Source organism: Micromonospora sp. AMSO1212t (assembly GCF_008868145.1).
Classification (GTDB): Bacteria; Actinomycetota; Actinomycetes; order Mycobacteriales; family Micromonosporaceae; genus Micromonospora; species Micromonospora tulbaghiae.
The window spans coordinates 1-20,022 of the sequence record NZ_WBKS01000074.1; the positions used below are offsets into that span (position 1 = coordinate 1).

The 20,022-nt window shown below is 74.1% G+C and carries 16 protein-coding genes; 8 read left to right on the forward strand and 8 right to left on the reverse strand.

Translation table 11 applies throughout. The features are described from left to right. The coding region (locus tag F8279_RS18745) for an NAD(P)-dependent oxidoreductase (protein ID WP_151500616.1) at window positions 1-1,026 on the reverse strand (1,026 nt) is incomplete at its 3' end. Between the two features lie 140 nt (window positions 1,027-1,166). Between F8279_RS18745 and F8279_RS18750 the strand changes: the two genes are divergently transcribed. From F8279_RS18750 to F8279_RS18780, 7 genes are all read left to right on the forward strand, one after another. Beyond that, window positions 1,167-1,778 (forward strand): TetR/AcrR family transcriptional regulator, encoded by a 612-nt coding sequence (locus tag F8279_RS18750; protein WP_091425799.1) that lies wholly within the window; start codon window positions 1,167-1,169, stop codon window positions 1,776-1,778. Between the two features lie 32 nt (window positions 1,779-1,810). Next, window positions 1,811-2,608: a TIGR03084 family metal-binding protein gene (locus F8279_RS18755; protein WP_151500617.1), complete on the forward strand. Its 798-nt coding sequence runs from the start codon at window positions 1,811-1,813 to the stop codon at window positions 2,606-2,608. Beyond that, window positions 2,605-4,275: an acyclic terpene utilization AtuA family protein gene (locus F8279_RS18760; protein WP_151500618.1), complete on the forward strand. Its 1,671-nt coding sequence runs from the start codon at window positions 2,605-2,607 to the stop codon at window positions 4,273-4,275. The genes F8279_RS18755 and F8279_RS18760 overlap by 4 nt, the downstream gene beginning before the upstream one ends. After that, on the forward strand, window positions 4,272-5,411 hold the full coding sequence (locus F8279_RS18765) for an acyl-CoA dehydrogenase family protein (RefSeq protein WP_091425804.1): 1,140 nt from the start codon (window positions 4,272-4,274) through the stop codon (window positions 5,409-5,411). Before F8279_RS18760 ends, F8279_RS18765 begins: the two co-directional genes overlap by 4 nt. Further along, entirely contained in the window at window positions 5,408-7,015 is a 1,608-nt protein-coding gene (locus F8279_RS18770; protein ID WP_091425806.1) for an acyl-CoA carboxylase subunit beta, read from the forward strand. The genes F8279_RS18765 and F8279_RS18770 overlap by 4 nt, the downstream gene beginning before the upstream one ends. 68 nt (window positions 7,016-7,083) lie before the next feature. Then, on the forward strand, window positions 7,084-9,060 hold the full coding sequence (locus tag F8279_RS18775) for a biotin carboxylase N-terminal domain-containing protein (RefSeq protein ID WP_151500619.1): 1,977 nt from the start codon (window positions 7,084-7,086) through the stop codon (window positions 9,058-9,060). Further along, complete coding sequence (locus F8279_RS18780) at window positions 9,057-10,220, forward strand: acyl-CoA dehydrogenase family protein (protein WP_091425811.1); 1,164 nt, start codon at window positions 9,057-9,059, stop codon at window positions 10,218-10,220. The genes F8279_RS18775 and F8279_RS18780 overlap by 4 nt, the downstream gene beginning before the upstream one ends. 102 nt (window positions 10,221-10,322) lie before the next feature. Here F8279_RS18780 and F8279_RS18785 read toward each other — a convergent pair whose 3' ends face one another. After that, the gene (locus tag F8279_RS18785) at window positions 10,323-12,101 is read right to left on the reverse strand and encodes an alpha/beta hydrolase (RefSeq protein ID WP_151500620.1); all 1,779 of its coding nucleotides are present in this window, start codon (window positions 12,099-12,101) and stop codon (window positions 10,323-10,325) included. A 235-nt stretch (window positions 12,102-12,336) separates the two neighbouring features. Here F8279_RS18785 and F8279_RS18790 point away from each other — a divergent pair, with 235 nt between their 5' ends. Further along, on the forward strand, window positions 12,337-12,801 hold the full coding sequence (locus tag F8279_RS18790) for a hypothetical protein (protein ID WP_091425816.1): 465 nt from the start codon (window positions 12,337-12,339) through the stop codon (window positions 12,799-12,801). On the opposite strand, the gene F8279_RS18795 is transcribed toward F8279_RS18790, so the two are convergent. The 6 genes from F8279_RS18795 to F8279_RS18820 form a co-directional block, all read right to left on the reverse strand. Beyond that, window positions 12,788-14,263, reverse strand: a complete 1,476-nt coding sequence (locus F8279_RS18795; protein ID WP_091425819.1) for a serine/threonine-protein kinase — start codon at window positions 14,261-14,263, stop codon at window positions 12,788-12,790. The genes F8279_RS18790 and F8279_RS18795 overlap by 14 nt on opposite strands. 30 nt (window positions 14,264-14,293) lie before the next feature. Next, a complete protein-coding gene (locus tag F8279_RS18800; protein ID WP_091425823.1) occupies window positions 14,294-14,752 on the reverse strand; it encodes a hypothetical protein in 459 nt (152 codons plus the stop codon). A gap of 135 nt (window positions 14,753-14,887) precedes the next feature. Then, a complete protein-coding gene (locus tag F8279_RS18805; protein ID WP_091425825.1) occupies window positions 14,888-18,469 on the reverse strand; it encodes an adenylate/guanylate cyclase domain-containing protein in 3,582 nt (1,193 codons plus the stop codon). Next, on the reverse strand, window positions 18,466-19,254 hold the full coding sequence (locus F8279_RS18810; protein WP_091425829.1) for an MBL fold metallo-hydrolase: 789 nt from the start codon (window positions 19,252-19,254) through the stop codon (window positions 18,466-18,468). Before F8279_RS18810 ends, F8279_RS18805 begins: the two co-directional genes overlap by 4 nt. A 128-nt stretch (window positions 19,255-19,382) precedes the next feature. Further along, entirely contained in the window at window positions 19,383-19,844 is a 462-nt protein-coding gene (locus F8279_RS18815; RefSeq protein WP_091425832.1) for a RidA family protein, read from the reverse strand. Window positions 19,845-19,849: 5 nt separating this feature from the next. Beyond that, window positions 19,850-20,005: a DUF4177 domain-containing protein gene (locus tag F8279_RS18820; RefSeq protein ID WP_013289021.1), complete on the reverse strand. Its 156-nt coding sequence runs from the start codon at window positions 20,003-20,005 to the stop codon at window positions 19,850-19,852. Window positions 20,006-20,022: the final 17 nt, after the last annotated feature.

Genomic DNA, 20,022 nt, shown 5'->3' on the forward strand with positions numbered 1-20,022 from the left:
GACCGTCTCGGGGTGGGCCGGCGGGGGTGGCACGACGACCGGCAGCGGCGGCCGGAACAGGGGTGTCCGGTCGTCGTCGACCTCGGCCACCAGCTTCGCCAGGGCCGGGCGGAGCGGCTCGACCCGGTGGCCGGCGGCGGTCAGCTTGTCGGTGACCACCAGGCCGGAGCTGTCCGATGCCGGGCGCGGCATGGTGAGCAGCGGCGCCGACGAGCCGCACAGGTCACGGATCCAGGCCGCGAGGTCGGTCAGTGGCACCGGTTCCCCGCCCACGTTCCATACGCCGGGGCCGATCCCGCGCAGGAGGATCCGTGCGAGGGTGTCCGCGGGCAGGAAGCTGCGTACGGTGTCCGCGGTGACCGGCAGCGGCAGTCCCTGGCGGGCCCGACGGACCAGGCGGGTGGCCGCCCGGTGCTGGCCCGAGCCGAAGACGTTCGCGAGCCGGAGCACGGTCAGCCGGTCGGGCGGGATCGCGTCCGCGACGAGTCGTTCCTGCGCGAGCTTCGCCATCGCGTACGTCCACCGGCGGGTGGGGTCGGCGTCGGTCATCGCCCGGGCCAGTGGGGCGGCCCGCCAAGGCGGGCAGGGTTCCCGGGCCAGGTCGCGCACGCGGGCGCACCAGCGGTCGATTTCCTCGGCGGACCACGGCAGGTCGGGCGTGATGTCCTCGGTGAGCGGGCCGGACGCGGCGCCGTAGACCTCGACGGAGGAGGTGAGCACCACCTGGCGCCCGGCCAGGCGGGGCAGCAGCCGGGCAGTGCTGACGGCGTTGTCCAGCGGGAGTGTCCAAGGGTGGCGGGGCCGGGGGTGGCTCGCGCCGAGCAGCACCACGACGATGCCGGGCGGCAACTCGGGCGGGTCGGCGGTGAGCAGGTCGGCCCTGATCCAGTCGAGGCCGGCGGCGGTGTTCGCCTCGGCGGGCGCATGACGGTCCACCGTGGTGACGCGCGCGCCGGCGGCCAGCAGCGCCGCGGCGGTCGCCGTGCCCAGAAAGCCCGCCCCCCCGACGAGCACAAATTCATTCATGTTGTGCCTCCCCGTGATCCAGCACGATATCGCGGAAATCCGCAGCGCGGAGGTGTCGGATAGCGGTCCGGGGTCGACGTCGGCGACGCTCCGAAAAAGTCAGGCTTGACTGTTTGTTTTGGGCGGGGCAGGCTGTCTGCGTGTCGAGCCGAGTTCCGCAGCAGGAGCGCAGCCGCGCCACCCAGGCCCGGCTGCTGGAAGCAACTGTCGAGTGCCTGGTGGAGCACGGCTGGTCCGGCACCACGACGACCGTGGTGGCCGCCCACGCCGGCGTTTCCCGGGGCGCCCAGCTGCACCACTACCCCACCAAGACCGCGCTGGTGACCGCCGCCGTCACGCACCTGACCGAGCGCCGGGCGGCCGAGCTGCGCGCCGAGGCGGCGGCCCTGCCGTCCGGGCCGCAGCGGCTCGACGGGGTGGTCGACCTGCTCGCCGCCTCCTTCACCGGCCCGCTGTTCGTGGCCGCGCTGGAGCTGTGGGTGGCCGCCCGCACCGACGCCGAGCTGCGCGCCGCGCTGGTGCCGCTGGAGGCGCGGATCGGCCGCGAGATGTACCGGCTCACCGTCGAGCTGCTCGGCGTGGACGAGCGCAGACCGGGCGTACGCGAGTCGGTGCAGGCCACTCTCGACCTGCTGCGCGGTCTCGGCGTGGCCAACCTGCTCAGCGACGACTCGCCCCGTCGCGCCGCCCTGCTGCACACCTGGAAACGCCAGCTCGCCGCGCTGCTCACCCTCGAGAGCGAGCGGCGCTGATCCCCTGACGTCCACCCCCGCCCGGAGGCATGATGGTCGACCTGACAGCCCTGCTCGCGGACCTCGCCGCCGAGTCCGAACAGCTCGACGCGCTCGTCGCGGACCTGCCGCCGGAGGGATGGGAGCGGCCGACACCGGCACCGGGCTGGACCGTCGCGCACCAGGTCGCGCACCTGGCCTGGACCGACCACGTCGCCTATCTGGCGGCCACCGACGAGTCGGCGTTCTTCGCCTCGGTCATGTCAGCGCCGGACCCGTCGCGCCTGGTGGAGGACGGCGCCGAGTCCTTCCTCGCGCCGGCGTCCGCGCTGCTGGCCCGCTGGCGCGCCGGCCGGTCGGCGCTCGCCGGGGCGCTCGCCGCCGTGCCGGCCGGGCAGAAGATCCCCTGGTACGGCACCAGCATGTCGCCCACGTCGATGGCGACCGCCCGCCTGATGGAGACGTGGGCGCACGGCGAGGACGTGGCCGAGGCGCTCGGCGTCAGCCGTACCCCGACCGAGCGCCTGCGGCACGTCGCGCACCTCGGCTTCCGTACCCTCGGGCACGGCTTCGCGGCCCACGGCCGTGCGGTGCCCACGACGCCGGTGCGGGTGGAGCTGACCCCGCCCGCGGGCGGCGACGTGTGGGAATTCGGACCGGCCGACGCGGCCGACCGGGTGACCGGCCCGGCGCTCGACTTCTGCCTGCTCGTCACGCAGCGCCGGCACCGCGCCGACCTGGGCCTGACCGCCACCGGACCGGTCGCCGACGAGTGGCTGGACGTGGCCCAGGCGTTCGCCGGCCCGCCCGGCGACAAGCGTGAGCCCGCGAGTCGGGGAGAGCAACAATGAGCGTGCTGCGGATCGGGAACGCGTCCGGCTTCTACGGCGACCGCTTCACCGCCTGGCGGGAGATGCTCGACGGCGGCGAGCTGGACGTACTGACCGGTGACTACCTGGCCGAGCTGACCATGCTCATCCTCGGCCGCGACCGGATGCGCGACCCGTCGCTCGGTTACGCCAAGACGTTCCTGCGCCAGGCGGAGGGCGTGCTCGGCACCGCGCTGGAGCGCGGCGTCACGCTGGTCACCAACGCGGGCGGCCTCAACCCGGCGGGGCTGGCCGACGCGATCCGGTCGCTCGGCGACCGGCTCGGCCTCCAGGTGCGGGTCGGGTACGTCGAGGGCGACGCGATCCAGCGGCCGGACGCGCTGACCGCGAACGCCTACCTGGGCGCATTCGGGATCGCGGCCTGCCTCGACGCGGGCGCGGACGTGGTGGTCACCGGGCGGGTCACCGACGCCTCGCTGGTGGTCGGCCCCGCAGTGGCCCGCTTCGGGTGGACCCGCGACGACCTCGACGCGCTGGCCGGCGCCACGGTGGCCGGGCACCTGATCGAGTGCGGCGCACAGGTCACCGGCGGCAACTTCAGCTTCTTCACCGAGCTGCCGGACGGCGGGCATCGCCCCGGCTTCCCGATCGCCGAGCTGCACCCGGACGGCTCGACGGTGCTCACCAAGCATCCCGGCACCGGCGGCGCGGTGACGGTCGAGACGGTCACCGCCCAGCTGCTGTACGAGGTGGGCGGGCCGGACTACCTCGGGCCGGACGTGGTGACCCGGCTGGACACCGTGCGGCTGGAGCAGGAGGGACCGGACCGGGTACGCGTGTCCGGGGTGCGCGGCACGCCACCGCCGGACACGCTCAAGGTGGGCGTCAACAACCTGGGCGGCTTCCGCAACTCGATGACGTTCGTGCTGTGCGGGCTGGACGTCCCGGCCAAGGCGGCACTGGTCCGGGGCCAGGTCGAGGAGTCGGTCGGCACGGAGGGGCTGGAGTTCACGCTGGCCCGTACCGACCACCCGGACACCGGCGACACCGAGGCCGCGAGCGCGCTGCTGCACGTACACGTGCGCGACGGCGACAAGTCGCGGGCCGGCCGGGCGTTCTCGGCGGCGGCGGTGGAGCTGGCGCTGGCCTCGTACCCGGGCTGCACGCTCACCACGCTGCCCGGTGACGCCACGCCGTACGGGGTGTTCACCGCGGACACGATCGCGCAGGAGGGGGTCGCGCACGTCGCCGTGCTCCCGTCCGGCGAGCGGGTGCCGATCCCGCCCCCGGCCGTCACGGCGACACCGGCCGAAGCGCCGGCACGGGAGGTCACCGCCGTACCGGCTCCGGCCGCCACCCGGCGTGGGCCGCTCGGTGAGCTCGTCGGCGCGCGGTCCGGCGACAAGGGCGGCGACGCCAACCTGGGCGTCTGGGCCCGTACCGACGCGACCTGGCCCTGGCTGCGCGACTGGCTGACAGTGGAGCGGCTGGCCGAGCTGCTGCCGGAGACGGCGGCGCTCACGGTCGAGCGGTACGAGCTGCCGAACCTGCGCGCGGTCAACTTCGTGATCCGGGGACTGCTCGGGCAGGGCGTGGCCGCCTCCACCCGGTTCGACCCCCAGGCCAAGGCGCTCGGCGAGCTGCTGCGCTCGCGAGTGGTCGATCTACCGACGGAGGCTCCGGCATGACCATCGTGGACACGCCGGAACGCCGGCAACTACGCGAGCTGACCCGCTCGTTCGTGACCCGGGAGGTGCTGCCGCACCTGTCCGACTGGGAACGGGCAGGCGAGGTGCCGCGGTCGCTGCACGAGACCGCCGCGAAGATCGGCCTGCTCGGCATCGGCTTCCCGGAGTCGGTCGGCGGCAGCGGCGGCGACCTGCTCGACTCGATGGTGGTCACCGAGGAGATCATCCGCTCGGGCGGGTCGTCCGGGCTGGTCGCCGCGCTGTTCACGCACGGGATCGCGCTGCCGCACATGGTAGGCACGCAGGACGAGGCGCTGATCGAGAAGTACGTCCGGCCGGCGCTGGCCGGGACGATGATCGGCGCGCTGGCGATCACCGAGCCGGACGGCGGCTCGGACGTGGCGGGCATCCGCACCTGCGCGGTACGCGACGGCGACCACTACGTCGTCAACGGCGCCAAGACGTACATCACCAGCGGGGCCCGCGCCGACTTCGTCACCACAGCGGTCTGCACGGACTTCCCCGGCTCGGGCTCGGTCAGCCTGCTGGTGATCGACAAGGGCTCGCCCGGGTTCACCGTGGGCCGGCGGCTGGAGAAGCTGGGCTGGCACTGCTCGGACACCGCCGAACTGTCCTTCGTCGACGTCCGGGTGCCGGTGACGAACCGGGTCGGCCCGGAGGACACCGGCTTCCTCGCCATCATGCAGCAGTTCGCCAACGAGCGGCTCTCGCTCGCCACGCAGGCGTACGCGACCGCGCAGCGCTGCGTGGACCTGGCCGTGCGGTGGTGCCGGGACCGCCAGACGTTCGGCCGGCCGCTCGTCGGGCGCCAGGTCGTCCGGCACAAGCTGGCCGAGATGCACAGCCGCACCGACGCGGCGCGGGCGTACGTGCACGACGTCGCCGAGCGGGTGGCCGCCGGGCAGCCGGTGGTGACCGAGGTGGCGATCGCGAAGAACGTGGCGGTGTCCGCCTGCGACTTCGTCGTCGACGCCGCGCTGCAACTGCACGGCGGCTTCGGCTACATGCGTGACGCCGAGGTCGAGCGGCACTACCGCGACGCCCGTCTGCTCGGCATCGGCGGCGGAACCACCGAGATCATGAACGAGATCATCGCGAAGGGCATGGGCCTGTGAGCACGACAGTCCTGCAGAGCACGATCGACCCGTCCGCGCCCGCCTTCACCGCCAACCGGGAGGCGCTGCTGGAGCGCCTGGCCGAGCTGGAGGAGGCGCTCGACCAGGCCCGGGGCGGTGGCGGCGAAAAGTACGTGACCCGCCACCACGGTCGCGGCAAGCTGCTCCCCCGGGAACGCATCGAACTGCTGCTCGACCCGGACAGCCCGTTCCTGGAGCTGTCGTCGGTGGCCGCGTTCGGCACGGACTTCCCGGTCGGCGCCAGCACCGTGACCGGCATCGGCGTGGTCGAGGGCGTCGAGTGCCTGATCGTGGCGAACGACCCGACGGTACGCGGCGGCGCGATCAACCCGTGGTCGCTGGCGAAGACCCGGCGGGCGGGTGAGATCGCGGCGGCCAACCGGCTGCCGATGGTGAACCTGGTCGAGTCGGCGGGCGCGGACCTGCCGACCCAGGCGGAGATCTTCATTCCCGGCGGCCGGGTGTTCCGCGACCTGACCCGGCTGTCCGCGCAGCGGATCCCGACCGTGAGCGTGGTCTTCGGCAACGCCACAGCCGGTGGGGCGTACGTGCCCGGCATGTCGGACTTCACCATCATGATCCGCGACCGGTCGCAGGTCTACCTGGCCGGGCCGCCGCTGGTGAAGATGGCCACCGGCGAGGTCACCGACGACGAGTCACTGGGCGGCGCGTCGATGCACGCCACCACGTCCGGCCTGGCCGACTTCCTCGCCGAGGACGAGCGCGACGGCATCCGGCTGGCCCGGCAGTGCGTCCGCCGGCTCAACTGGCGCAAGCACGGTCCCCCGCCGCGCAACCCGCACCCGCTGCCACCCCGGTACGACCCGGAGGAACTGCTCGGCATCGCCAGCGCCGACCTGAAGGTGCCGTTCGACCCGCGCGAGGTGCTGGCCCGGGTGCTCGACGACAGCGCGTTCGACGAGTTCAAGCCCGGCTACGGCACCGCGCTGGTCACCGGCTGGGGTGAGCTGCACGGCTACCCGGTCGGTGTGCTGGCGAACGCCCGGGGCGTGCTGTTCAGCGAGGAGGCGCAGAAGGCGGCCCAGTTCATCCAGCTCGCCAACGCGGCGGACACGCCGCTGGTCTTCCTGCAGAACACCACCGGCTACATGGTCGGCACCGAGTACGAGCAGCGCGGCATCATCAAGCACGGCGCCTTCATGATCAACGCGGTGTCGAACTCGACGGTGCCGCACCTGACCGTCAACCTGGGCGCCTCCTACGGCGCCGGCAACTACGGCATGTGCGGCCGGGCGTACGACCCACGGTTCCTGTTCACCTGGCCGAACGCGAAGTCGGCGGTGATGGGCCCGGCGCAGCTCGCCGGGGTGCTGTCCATCGTGGCCCGGCAGGCCGCCGCCGCCCGGGGACGCGAGTACGACGAGGACACCGACGCCGCCATGCGGATGATGGTCGAGCAGCAGATCGAGTCGCAGTCCGGCGCGTTGTTCCTGTCCGGGCGGCTCTACGACGACGGGGTGATCGACCCCCGGGACACCCGTACCGTCCTCGGGCTGTGCCTGTCGGCGATCCACAACGGACCGGTGAAGGGCGCCGACGGTTTCGGCGTCTTCCGGATGTGACCTGTGAGCGCGAGGAACGCAGCGAAGCGGAGTCCCGCAGTCGCGAACGAAAGGCAGGCTCAGCGCCTATGATCACGAAGCTCTTGGTTGCGAACCGCGGGGAGATCGCCCGCCGGGTCTTCGCCACCTGCCGCGCCCTCGGCGTGGCCACCGTCGCCGTGCACTCCGACGCGGACGTCGACGCGCCGTTCGTGGCCGACGCCGACCAGGCCGTACGGCTGCCCGGGAACACGCCGGCCGAGACGTACCTGCGCATCGATTTGATCCTGGACGCGGCCCGCCGGTCCGGCGCGGACGCCGTCCACCCCGGTTACGGCTTCCTGGCCGAGAACGCCGAGTTCGCGGCGGCGGTGACCGACGCGGGCCTGACCTGGGTCGGTCCCTCGGCCAAGGCGATCGCCGCGATGGGCGACAAGATGGCCGCCAAGGCGCTGCTCGCGGACGCGGGCGTGCCGATGCTGCCCACCTGGACCGACCCGGCGGAGGTCACGGCCTTCCCGGTGCTGGTCAAGGCCTCGGCGGGCGGCGGCGGCCGCGGCATGCGAATCGTCCGCGACGCCGCCGGGCTGGCCGAGGCCGTCGCGGGCGCGCGCCGCGAGGCGGCGGCGGCGTTCGGCGACGGCACCGTCTTCATCGAGCGGTACGTGGAACGCGGCCGCCACGTCGAGGTACAGATCTTCGGCGACACCCACGGCACAGTCGTGGCCCTGGGGGTACGCGACTGCTCGATCCAGCGCCGCCACCAGAAGATCGTCGAGGAGGCGCCGGGTGTGCTGCCCGACGACGTGCGCGCCGCGCTGCACGAGGCGGCGGTGGCGGCCGGGCGCGCCGTCGACTACGTCGGCGCGGGAACCGTGGAGTTCCTGCTCGCGCCGGACGGGCAGGTGCACTTCCTGGAGATGAACACCCGGCTCCAGGTGGAACACCCGGTCACCGAGCTGACCACCGGGCTGGATCTGGTCCGGCTGCAACTGCTCGTCGCCGAGGGCGAGCCGCTGCCGGTCACCACCACCCCGCCCGCCGACGGCCACGCCATCGAGGTACGGCTGTGCGCCGAGGACCCGGCCCAGGGCTTCCGCCCGGCCACCGGCACGCTGCACCGGTTCGCGATTCCCGGGGTGGCCGCCGAGTTCGGCCCGGCCCGTGGGCTGCGGCTGGACTCCGGCGTGGTGGACGGCTCGGCGGTGAGCGTGCACTACGACTCGATGCTGGCGAAGCTCGTCGCCTGGGCGCCCACCCGCACCGAGGCTGCCCGCGCCCTGGCCGGCGCGCTCGCCCGCGCCGAACTGCACGGCGTGGCCACCAACCGGGATCTGCTGGTCCGCGTGCTGCGCAGCCCGGAGTTCGCATCCGTGGACGTGGACACCGGCTTCCTGGACCGGCACCCGGAGGTGTTCGAGCCGCTGCTGCCGACGGAGCAGCTTCCGGTGGCGGCACTTGCGGCGGCGCTGTCCGGGGCCGCCGCGCGCCGGGCCGCCGCACCGGTGCTCGCCGGGCTGCCGTCGGGCTGGCGCAACGTGCCTGCCTTCCCGCAGGTCACCCGGTTCACCGGCCCGGGAGACGAGGAGATCGAGGTCCGGTACCGGCTCGACCGCAAAGGCGGGCTCGCCGAATGGTCGGTGTCCCCGTCCGACGCCACGCCGGCCGTGACGGTCGTCGACGCCGCCCCGGAACGGGTGCTGCTCGACGTGGACGGGGTGCGGCGGGCTTTCCGCGTACACCGGGTGGGGTCGTCGGTCTTCGTGGACGGCCCGGACGGGGCGGCGAGCCTCACCGAGCTGCCCCGCCTGCCACTGCCCACCGCGGAGCTGGCGGCCGGGTCGCTGCTCGCGCCGCTACCCGGCGCGGTGACCCGGGTGCACGTGGAGGTCGGTCAGCGGGTCGCCGCCGGTGACCTGCTGCTGACGCTGGAAGCGATGAAGCTCGAACATCCCGTGCTCGCCCCCGCCGACGGCGTGGTGACGGAGCTGCCGGTGCCGGCCGGCGGCCAGGTCGAGACGGGTGCCGTACTTGCCGTGGTGGACCCCGAGGAGGACCCGCAGTGAACTTCGACCTGACCCCCGAGCAGGACCAGCTCCGCGACGCCGTGCGGTCGTTGGGCCGCAAGTACGGCCACTCCTACTTCGTCGAGAAGGCCAAGTCCGGCGAACACACCACCGAGCTGTGGCACGAGGCCGGACGGCTGGGCTACCTGGGCGTGAACATCCCCACCGAGTACGGCGGCGGGGGCGGCGGCATCACCGAGCTGGCGCTCGTGTGCGAGGAACTGGCCGCGACCGGCTGCCCGCTGCTGCTCCTGGTGGTCTCCCCCGCCATCGCCGCCACGATCATCAACAAGCACGGCACCGAGGAACAGCGCAAGAAGCACCTCCCCGGCCTCGCCGACGGCTCCCAGAAGATCGTCTTCGCGATCACCGAGCCGGATGCGGGATCGAACTTCCACCGGCTGGGCACCGTGGCCCGCCGCGACGGCGACGACTGGCTGGTCAGCGGCCGGAAGATCTACATCTCCGGCGTGGACGAGGCCGGGCACGTGCTCGTGGTGGCACGTACCGAGGACTCCTCCACCGGAAAGTTGAAGCCGGCGCTGTTCATCGTGCCGACCGACGCGCCCGGCCTGGAGAAGTCCAAGCTGGACATGGAGATCCTGTCGCCGGAGAACCAGTTCCTGCTCTTCCTCGACGACGTCCGGCTCCCCGCCGACGCGCTCGTCGGTGAATCGCTCGACGCCGGGCTGCCCGCGTTGTTCGCCGGGCTCAACCCGGAGCGCATCACGGTGGCCGCGATGGGCGCCGGCACCGGCCGGTACGCGATCGAGAAGGCCAGCGACTACACCGCCACCCGCAAGGTGTGGGGCGGACGTTCGATCGGCTCCCATCAGGGCGTGTCGCACCCGCTGGCGCACGCGGCAGTGCAGGTCGAGCTGGCCCGGCTGATGATCCACAAGGCGGCGACGCTCTACGACGCGGGCCGCGACCTGGAGGCCGGCATCTCCGGCAACATGGCCAAGTACGCGGCGGGCGAGGCCGCCGCGCTCGCCGTCGACACCGCCGTCCAGGCGCTCGGTGGGGCCGGCATGACCACCGAGTACGGCGTGGCGACGCTGCTCGGCGCGGTACGCGCGGGCCGGATCGCCCCGGTCAGCCGCGAGATGATCCTCAACTTCGTCGCCCAGCACGTGCTCGGCCAGGACAAGTCCTACTGACCCGCGGTTTCCACCCGGGCGGCTGACGCCCGCCTCGCCCGAGCGTGGGGTGGGCCCGGGGTACGGCGGGTGCCCGATCACCCGCCGTACCCCGGGGGTCCGTCAGCGGACGGTCAGCGTGCCGGCCGCGGGGCGCGGCGTCGCCACCGGCGGCAGCCTCTTCGGCTCGCCCCGGCCCGGCTCGCCCGCCCGGGCCAGCGCGCTCTTCGACGCGTCCGCCCGGCTTGCCGCCGCGTCCTCCTGGAACGGCTGCGCGTCACCGACGCAGATCGTGCCCTTGGCCGGCAGCTTGCCGGTCAGCAGGTACGCGTCGATCCGGCCGGTCGCGCACGCCGAGGTGCCGTACGCGGTGTGGCCCCAGCTGTCGCTGCTCAGCAGGCGGCTGTTCGGCAGCAGCCTGGCCGAGCTGACCGCGCCCTGGTAGTTGGTCGCCGGATCCCAGTAGTTGCCGACCACCAGCACCGGGACGGCGGTGACCCGGTTGAACGGCCCGGTCCAGGCGTCCTCGTCCCGCACCGTCCAGGTGTTGCGGGCGCAGGGCGAGGTGCCCCAGGCCCACGCCCGCCCGAAGTACGGCGCCCGCTTGTCCTCCTTCGCCGACAGCGCCGGCCAGGCGTCGGCGTTCTTCGGGTGGTACGCGTCGGTGCAGTCGACCGTCAGGAACGTCTCCAGCCCGTTGTCGTACGGGAAGTCGTACCCCCGCTGTTGCCGGGCCTGCGCGGCGCGGGCGGCGAGCGCCTTGCGGGCCGACGCGGTGGCGGCCTTACCGGCGGCCGGGTCGGTCGCGGCCAGGAGCTGCACGGTGATGTCGACGACCGACTGCCAGCCGTACGGGTCGTAGAGCGCGCCGAGCGTGGCGCCGACGAAGTCGGCGTAGCTGACGGTGAAGGAGCCGAAGTCCGGGTCCTCGATCACCACCGGCTTCTTGCGCAGCCGCTTCGCGACCGTGTCGTACGCGGCGAGCGGATCCCCGGTGGCGGCCAGGGCGCACTGCTCGGCGCCGGCCTCGCCGCACCGGGCCAGGATCTCCCGCAGCGCCCGGTACGCGCCGTCGGCGCTGCGCAGTCGCGTCTCCTGGAGCTGGTTGCGGGCACTGCCCTGGCCGACCCAGGCGTTCGGGTCGAGCACGCCGTCGACGACGAGCGCGCGGAAGCGGTCCGGGAACATGTTGGCGTAGTACTGGCCCAGCGCGGTGCCGTAGCTGAACCCGAGGTAGCTGAGCAACTTGTCGCCGACGGCCCGGCGCAGCACGTCCATGTCGCGGGCCACCTCGGCGGTGGACGCCGCGCCGGTCAACGGCTTGCCGGTGGTGGAGCACGCCTTGCCGACCGCCTTGGACGCGGCGACGTACGCCTTCTCCTCCGCCTTGGTCCACGGGAACGCGACATTCAGCCCGGCGTACGCCCGGGTCTGGTCCTTCACCGACCGGAAGCACTTGATGTTCGCGCTGGCCTCGACGCCGCGCGGGTCGACGCCGACGATGTCGAAGCGGTCGAGCAGGTCGTCGCCGAGGAAGTAGGGAGCGGCGAGCGCGATGCTCGTGCCGGAGCCACCCGGGCCACCCGGGTTGAGGAACAGGCTGCCGACCTTGCGCTGCTGGTCGCGGGCCTTGACCCGCAGCAGCGCGACCTCGGTGGTGGCGCCCTTCGGGTTGTCGTAGTCCAGCGGCAGCCGGACCGTGGCGCACTCGGCGTAGTCGTAGCAGGCGTACCAGTCGAGCTTCGGCGTCGGCACGCGGTCCACCCGGCGCGCCTCGGCGGCGCTGGTGCGGTCGTACGCGGGTGGTTGCGGAGTCGCCGCCGCGGCGGGCGCGACGGCCGGTCCGGCGAGGAGGACGCCGGCGATCCCGGTTGCGGCCAGGGATCGAATTGAACGGGGCATGGAGCTGCCTTCCGTCGGGGAACGATTCCGTCGAGGAGACCTCGACCCCCGTCACTTTAGGGATCGACGCCCACGTTAGCGGCCCCCAAACCTGGATCGATACGGCAAACAACCAGATGATGTAACGATTTTTTCTCGATCGTCGCTATCTGCGACTCCGAAGTGGAGCGTCGGTGACGGGAAGCCGTCTCATCCCGCCGGTTGACAGGTGGACGCGCTGGGCCATGCTTGTCGGGTGAGATCGTTCCCGAAGCCCGATGCGCGGGCGAAGGCCGTCGTCGCGTCCATGGCGACGGTGGCGGCGGTGGTGACCCTCGCCGTGTGGCGTCCGCCCGGCATCCTGTCGGTCGTGCTGGCCCTGGTCTGCGTCCTGCTCGCCATGATCACGGGAGTGACGATCACCGCCGCGCGCCAGCCCGGCGGCACCGGCGGGCCCGCGCCGCAGGCCGAGAGCTGGCCGGTCCCCCACCAGGGGTACGGAGTGGACGCCGACACGCTGGAGGCGATCGATCCGCGCGCGGTGCGGAACCTGCGCACCCCGGCGGGCCAGCCGATCGACGCGGACACGCTGGAGACGCTGGACCCGCGGGTGGTCCGCGGCATGCGGGCGCCGACGGCGGTGGACGCCGACACGCTGGAGACGCTCGACCCGCGGTCGGTACGGCAGGGCCGGACCGTGAACGGGCTCAGCGACCGGTGAGCGTGGGGCCGGCGAGCGCGTTGACGCCCTGGCCGGCCAGACAGCGGTAGGTGCGGTCCGCCTCGGCCTCCGGCGGCAGCACCTCCAGGTTCCACCCGCTCGCCGACTTGCCACCACTGACCAGCCGGAACGTGTCGGCGTTGCACACCCGCCCGACGGCCGGGTCCGCCGCCACCGTCTCGTGCCGGGCCCCGGCGAGACCGGCCGGCAGGTCACCGGCGGCGTAGGTCTCCCAGGTGTGCTGGCCGTCGCACGGCACCCGGCTCGCCTCGGCCCGGTCGCGGCGCAGCCGTACCGGACCGAAGCACTCCAGCTCCGTCGCGCAGCGCGCCCCCGCGGGCAGCCGCACGTCGGCGGACGCGCAACCGGGCACCGGCGCGGCACCGGCCACGCCGCTGGGCGCCGGCGTCGGCGCGACGGGCGGCGCGTGCCCGGCGGCCACCCAGCCACCCCCGGCCGAGGCGGCGAGCGCCAGCACCCCGGCGCCGCCGAGGAACCAGCGCTTGGGCCAGCGCCGGGCACGCGAGGCCACAGTCGGGTGGTCGTCGTCGGCCGGCGGTCGCGGATTCGGCCCGCCGGTGCGGTGGGACCGGTCGCCGGTGGCGCCGTCGTACAGACCGCCGGTCGCCGGGGCGCCGTCCAGCGGCAGCGAGGCGAGCAGGCCACGCAGCTCGACGGCGGAGGGCCGCGCACCCGGGTCGTTCGACATACCCAACCGGAGTACGTCGATCAGCTCACCGGGCACGCCGGGCAGGCCCGGGATCGGCTGCTGGAACATCTCCAGCACGGTGACCAGGCTCGGGTTGCGTTCGGAGTGCCAGCGCGGCGGACGGCCGTACATCACCGCGTAGAGGGTGGCGCACAGCGAGTAGACGTCGACGGCGGGCGTGGGCGGGCTGTGGTTGAACGTCTCCGGTGGTGCGTACGCCGGGGTGAGCGCCTCCAGCATCACCGAGGAGTCACGGAACTCGGCGAGCACCGCCAGGCCGAAGTCGGCCAGAACGGCCGAGTTGAACTCGGAGTGCAGGATGTTCGCCGGCTTGACGTCGCGGTGCAGCACGCCCGCCGCGTGCGAGTGGACCAGCGCGTCGGCGATCTTCACGCCGAGGTCGCGGGTCTCCGCCGGGCCCAGCGGGGAGGTGCGCATCCGCTCGGCGTACGAGCCGTCGCACAGCTCCATGATGAGGTAGGGGTGCTGGTCGACGGTGACCCCGACGTCGAACAGGTCCACCACGTGCGGGTGCGACGACATCCGCCCGGCGGCACGGGCCTCGCGCAGGAAGCGGGCCTGGTCGCGTTCGCTGTCCAGCGTGCGGTTCTCGATCTTGACCGCGACCTCGCGTCCCACCGAGATCTGGGTGGCCCGGTAGATGGTGGCGTAGCCGCCCCGGGCGAACACCTGCAGATCGGTCAGACCGGGCACGATGGGCAGCCGCAGGGCGCCGGGCGGGGTCTCGGTCACAGCTCGAAAATACCCAACGATCCGGACCCGTCAGCGCGCCGCGTCGGTGGCCGGCACCGGACCCGGGACGGAGTCGTCGGTGGCGGCGCCCGCCCGGCGGGCGTCCCACCACAGGCCGGCAGCTGTCGCGACGGCACCCAGCCCCTCCCATGCGGCGACCGCGAAGAAGCGGTCCGGCGCGACGTCGGAGAGCACCGCGATGGTGAACACGGTGAAGGTGACCAGGCGGAACCACACGGTGAACCGGTAGAACGGCCGCCACTCGGTGGCGACGGCGAGCAGGTAGTAGACCCCCATGTTGAACGAGGCCATCGAGGACGCGGTGAGGAACGTGCCGGTGTAGTCGCCCGGAGCGCGCTCGGCCGGCACCTCGAAGCCGAGCAGGCGCAGCTGCGTCTCCGGCCAGATCAGACCGAGCGCGCCGAGCAGCAGCGCGAGGAGCCCGAAGACCGCGATCGTCCAGCCGGCGCCCGAGCGCGGCAGCCTCATCGTTCCTCCCCAGCGTGGTCTGCCGGTGACGCAGGCGCGCACCGGGAGGCGACAGTCGATCCACGACTGTCGCCGCCCCACGCTAACCGGCCCCACCGACGAACACATCCCCGGAACCGTCAGAACAACGGGCGATCAGCCGCCGGAGAGGCGGATCCGCAACGCGTCCGCGACCATCCGCTCACTGCGCTGCTCGGTGGCGTACGCGAGGCGTACCGCCTCCTCCGCTTTCGTCAGCGCCTCGGCCCGGCGACCGCAGGCGTCCAGCGCCTCGGCCAGCACCAGCAACGCCACCACCTGGCTGCGCACGTCCTCGGCCGGGGCGGTGATCGACCGCTGCGCCCAGTCGAGCGCCTGCTCGCGCTGGCCGTGGGCGAGCAGCGCGGCGGCGTACCGGGCCATCGTCTGCCGCCGTGAGAACAGCAGCGAGGGCGCGTTCGCCGCGCCCGTGGCCACCGGGGCGAGCAGCCCCACAGCGGTGCCCGGATCACCCGCCGCGAGGCGGGCCATGGCGAGCAGCACTCGCGGCGCGACCTGGGCCGGCGCCTGCGGGTTGTGCGGCTCCACCCGGGTCAGCACCGACCGCGCCTCCCGCTCGGCGGTCTCGTGGTCGCCCATGTCCAGCGCCACGAAGCCGCGCAGCGTGCCGGCCATGCCGGTGAGCAGCGGGTGGGTGGTCCGGTCGGCGTACTCGAGCGCCTCGGTGAACAGGTCGGCCGCGTGTTCCGGCTCGCCCAGCCCGCGCGCCACCACCCCGCGCACCACCAGCGCGAAGCCCTGCCCCCAGTCGTCGCCGACCTCGGCGAAGTCCCGGTACGCGCGCCGCGCGGCCCGGTCCGCCTCGGCCAGGTCGCCCAGCTCGGCGGTGGCGTACGCCTCGACCGCCCGCAGCGTCCCCACCGCCCACGCCTCACCGACCCGCTCGCCGAACGGCAGGAACACCCGCGCCATCCGGCACGCCTCCCGCAGCCGGCCGGCCAGCAGCCGGGCGAACGCGGTGGTGCCGCGCAGCCACGCCCGCCCGTACGGATCCTTCAGCTCGGCGAAGAGACGGGCGGCCCGCCCGAGCACCGCGTCGGTGCCGGCGAAGTCGCCCCGGGTGGTGGTCACCCACGCCAGGTTCTGCAACGACCAGGCCTGCCCGCGGGGATCCCGTGCGGCGAGGCTGACCTGGTAGGACGCGGCCAGTCGGCTGCTCGCCTGCCCGAGCCGGCCGGCGATGAAGTCGGCCATGCCGAGCCGCCGCATCGCCGATGCCCGCAGGGTGGGCAGGTCGGCGTCGGTGGCCACCTGCAACGCCTCCTGCCAGTTGCACTCGGCCCGCTCGGCGTCACCGAGGGTCTGCTGGGCCTGCCCGGCGAGCAGCAGCGCGGCGGTACGGGTGGCCGGGTCACCGGTGTTCGCGGCGATCTTCTCGGCGAACGCGAGCGCGTCGGCCGGGCGGCCGATCTGGAGCAGCGCTCTGGCGTGCACCACCCGGTCGGCCGGTGGCACCCCGTCGCGGGCCAGCTCGGCCGCGCGCTCGGCGTACTCGACGGCGAGCGCCGGCTCCCCCGACCGTAGCGACCGGCGGGCGGCCCGGCCCAGCGCGGCCACGCCCAGCGGGGTGACCGCCCGGGCCGGCGCGTCCGGGCGCAGCTTGACCGCGTCGGCGAGCGCGGTGGCCCGCTCCACGTGCTCGGCGACGAAGTCGTCCCGGGCGGCCTCGGTGAACGCGCCGGCCGGCGCGCCGCCGGTCTCGTCGACGCTCTCCGGCGCGGCCCAGCGGGCCAGCGCCGCGTGCCGCTCGGCCAGCTCGGCCTTGCTCACCCCGGCGTACACGGCCTCCCGCATCAGCGGGGTGGCGAAGGCGAACCCGCTGCGGGTGCGGTGCAGCATGCGCCGTTGCAGCAGCTCCTCCACCGCCCGGTCCAGCTCGACGGCGGCCACCGCGGCGGGCCGCCCGTCGCGTCCGTCCCGCTGTTCCCGCAACGCCTCCAGCGCGCCCGCCGGTACGTTGTCGCCCACCACCGCGGCGTCGCGCAGCGCCGAGCGGGCGTTCGGCGGCAGCGCGTCGATACGCGCCGCGAGCACCGCGGCCAGGTCCCGGGAGAGCAGCCGGCTGCCGAGCGAGCCGGGGGCGAGTCGCCAGCCGACGTCCGCGCCCCGGCCCGGGCCGGCGGTGAGCGCCCCGCGCTCCATCAGCAGCGTGACCAGCTCGGCCAGGTAGAACGGGTTGCCCTGCGCGGTGGCGAGCAGGCGGTCCGCGTCGGCCTGGGGCATGCGGCCACCGGACAGGTAGCTGGTGAGCAGCCGGGAGGCGTCCGCGCCGCGCAGCGGCGGCAGCGCGTGCACCTCGGCGTCCGCGACGCGGGTCAGCGCGCCGGCGGTCCGTACCAGCTCGGGACGGCCGAGCAGCAACACCAGCACCGGCCCGCTGAGCCGGTTGAGGGTCAGCGCCAGCGCCTTGAGCGTCTCGGCGGTGGCGTCGTGCAGGTCGTCCACCACGATCACCAGCGGCGCCTCACCGGCGAGCGCGCTGAGCAGGTCGGCCACCGCGGTCGGCACCGCCTCGTCGTCCGGCGGCGGTCCGGCCGCGTTCCACTCGCCGTTCTCGGCGGCGGGCGGGAGTTCGGCGTACCCGAGCAGGGCCAGGAGCTGGTCCACGGCGATCGGCGGCGGGTCGCCGGGGAGCCGGGACAGGCGCTGGCCGAGGCGGCGCAGCCGCTCCTCGACGGCCGGCCGGGTCACAGCGGTGGCCGCGTCGCCGGGCAGGCCGACGGCGGCCCGGACCAGGTCGGCCAGCGGGGCCAGCCGGCGCCGCTCGCCGAACGCCGCGCAGCGCACCGAGAGCACCCGGGCGCCGGTGTGCGCCGCGTACCGCCCGGCGCCGACGTCGTAGCCGGCGGCGAGGCGTTCCACCTCGGCCGCGAACCGGGACTTGCCGATCCCCGCCTCGGCGGTCATCAGCAGCACCCGGGGCTCGCCCCGGTCGATCACCTCGGCGAGCCGGCCGGCCACCCGGCCGATCTCGGTCTCCCGGCCCACGAACGGCGCCTCGTCGCCGAGGCCGGACCGGGTGCCGGGCGCGTCCAGCAGGCCCAGCAGCTCGTACGCCTCGACCGGTTCCCGCTTGCCCTTGAGCCGCAGCGGGCGCAGCGCGCGCCAGGAGGCGACGTGCCGGGTGGCGGCGGAGGTACGCGCCCCGGCGTAGACCGCGCCGACCGCGGCGGCGTCGGCCAGCCGGGCGGCGGTGTTCACCGTGTCGCCGATGACCGTGTACTCGATCGCCGCCTGGATGCCGGCGATCACGTCCCCGGTGTTGAGGCCGACGCGCAGGCCCAGCGGCGCGCCGCCGCCGCGCTCGTCGTCGAGCACCCGCCGCACCGCGCGCTGCATGGACAGCGCGGCGCGGACCGCCCGCTCGGCGTCGTCCTCGTGCGCGACCGGCGCGCCGAAGACCGCCATGATCCCGTCGCCGGTGAGCTTGTCGACGTGCCCGCCGAACGTCTTGACCGCGCCCGCGAGGGCCGCCAGCACCCGGTCGGTGACCGCGCCGACCCGTTCCGGGTCCAGGTCCTCCGACCAGGAGGTGAAGTCGGAGAGGTCGCCGAAGAGCACCGTCACCACGCGGCGCTCGGCGGCGGGCAGCGTGGCGGCAGCCGGCAGCGCCGCCCCGCAGTTGTGGCAGAACCGCGCCCCGGGCACGGCTACGGTTCCGCACACCGGGCAGGTCACGGCTGCTCCACCCCGAGGTGTTCGAGCTGGGCCCGGACCGACCACTCGGCGGCCCACCACAGCGACCTGTCGACGTCGGCGTAGACCACTGCGACCACCTCGGCGGCGGTGGTGGCGCCCGCGGCGACGGCGGCGCGCACCTGGTCCAGCCGGGCCCGCCGGTGGGCCAGGTAGAAGTCGGCCGCCACACCGCAGTCGGCCAGCGCCGGGCCGTGGCCCGGCAGCGCCGGGATCCCCCGGTACGTGGAGAGCAGCTCCAGGCTCGACAGGTAGTCGCCGAGGTGCCCGTCCGGGTGGGCGACCACTGTGGTGCCCCGGCCGAGGATGGTGTCACCGGTCAGCACGACGCGCTCGCCGCCGTGCGCGGCGACGAGGCAGACCGAGTCGGCGGTGTGTCCCGGGGTGGGCAGCAGTCGCAGGTCGAGGCCGAACCCGCCGAAGTCCTCGCCCGGCTCGGTCAGCGGCTCACCACCGATGGTGTGCGCCGGGTCGGCGGCGAGCACGTGCACGCCGCCGAGCAGCTCGCTGAGCCGGGGCGCGCCCTCGGTGTGGTCCGCGTGCCCGTGCGTGATCAGCACGAGCCCGACCGGCCCGTGCGCCGCGATGGCGGCCAGGTGTCCCTCGTCGGCGGGCCCCGGGTCGACCACGAGGGCGGGCGCGTCCGGCCCGGTCCGCAGCACCCACGTGTTGGTCCCGTCGAGCGTCATCGGCCCCGGGTTCGGCGCACGCAGCAACGTCACCCACCCCGGCAGCCCGTCCGCAAGCGCCCCCGCCGCACCGGCCATACGCCCACCCATGGCTGCGATCGTACGACTCCGCCCGCCACTCCCCGCGATCTTGCAGTTCCGGCCCGGGGTTTGTCCCCGTCTGGGGCTTCTGCCGGGGCAGCAACCGCAAGATCGCGGGTTGAGGGTCACGCGACCTCGACGATGACCTCTACCTCTACCGGGGCGTCGAGGGGAAGCTCCGCCACGCCTACGGCGCTACGGGCGTGACGACCGGCCTCGCCGAACACGGCGCCGAACAGGTCGGAGGCGCCGTTGATCACGCCGGGCTGGCCGGTGAAGCCGGACGCGCTGGCCACGAAGCCGGTCAGCTTCACGACCTTCACCACGTTCTCCAGCCCGACCAGCGCGTCGATCGCGGCGAGCGCGTTGAGCGCGCACCGTTCCGCCAGGTCCTTCGCCTGCTCGGCCGAGACGCCGTTGCCGACCTTCCCGGTGGCGAGCAGCTTGCCCTCGGCCATCGGCAGCTGGCCGGACACGTAGACGTGCTGCCCGGACTGGACGGCCGGCACGTAGCTGGCCACCGGCGGCACCACCTCGGGCAGTTTCAGGCCGAGTTCGGCGAGCTTCGCGTGGGGTCCGTTGCTCATGGAGGTCAGCCCTTCGGACGCTTCAGGTACGCGACGAGCTGCTCCGGGTTCGGGCCGGGGACCACGGAGACCAGTTCCCAGCCGTCCTCGCCCCAGTTGTCGAGGATCTGCTTGGTCGCGTGGACCAGCAGCGGCACCGTGGCGTATTCCCACTTCTGCATCGGAGGAGGGCTCCCTT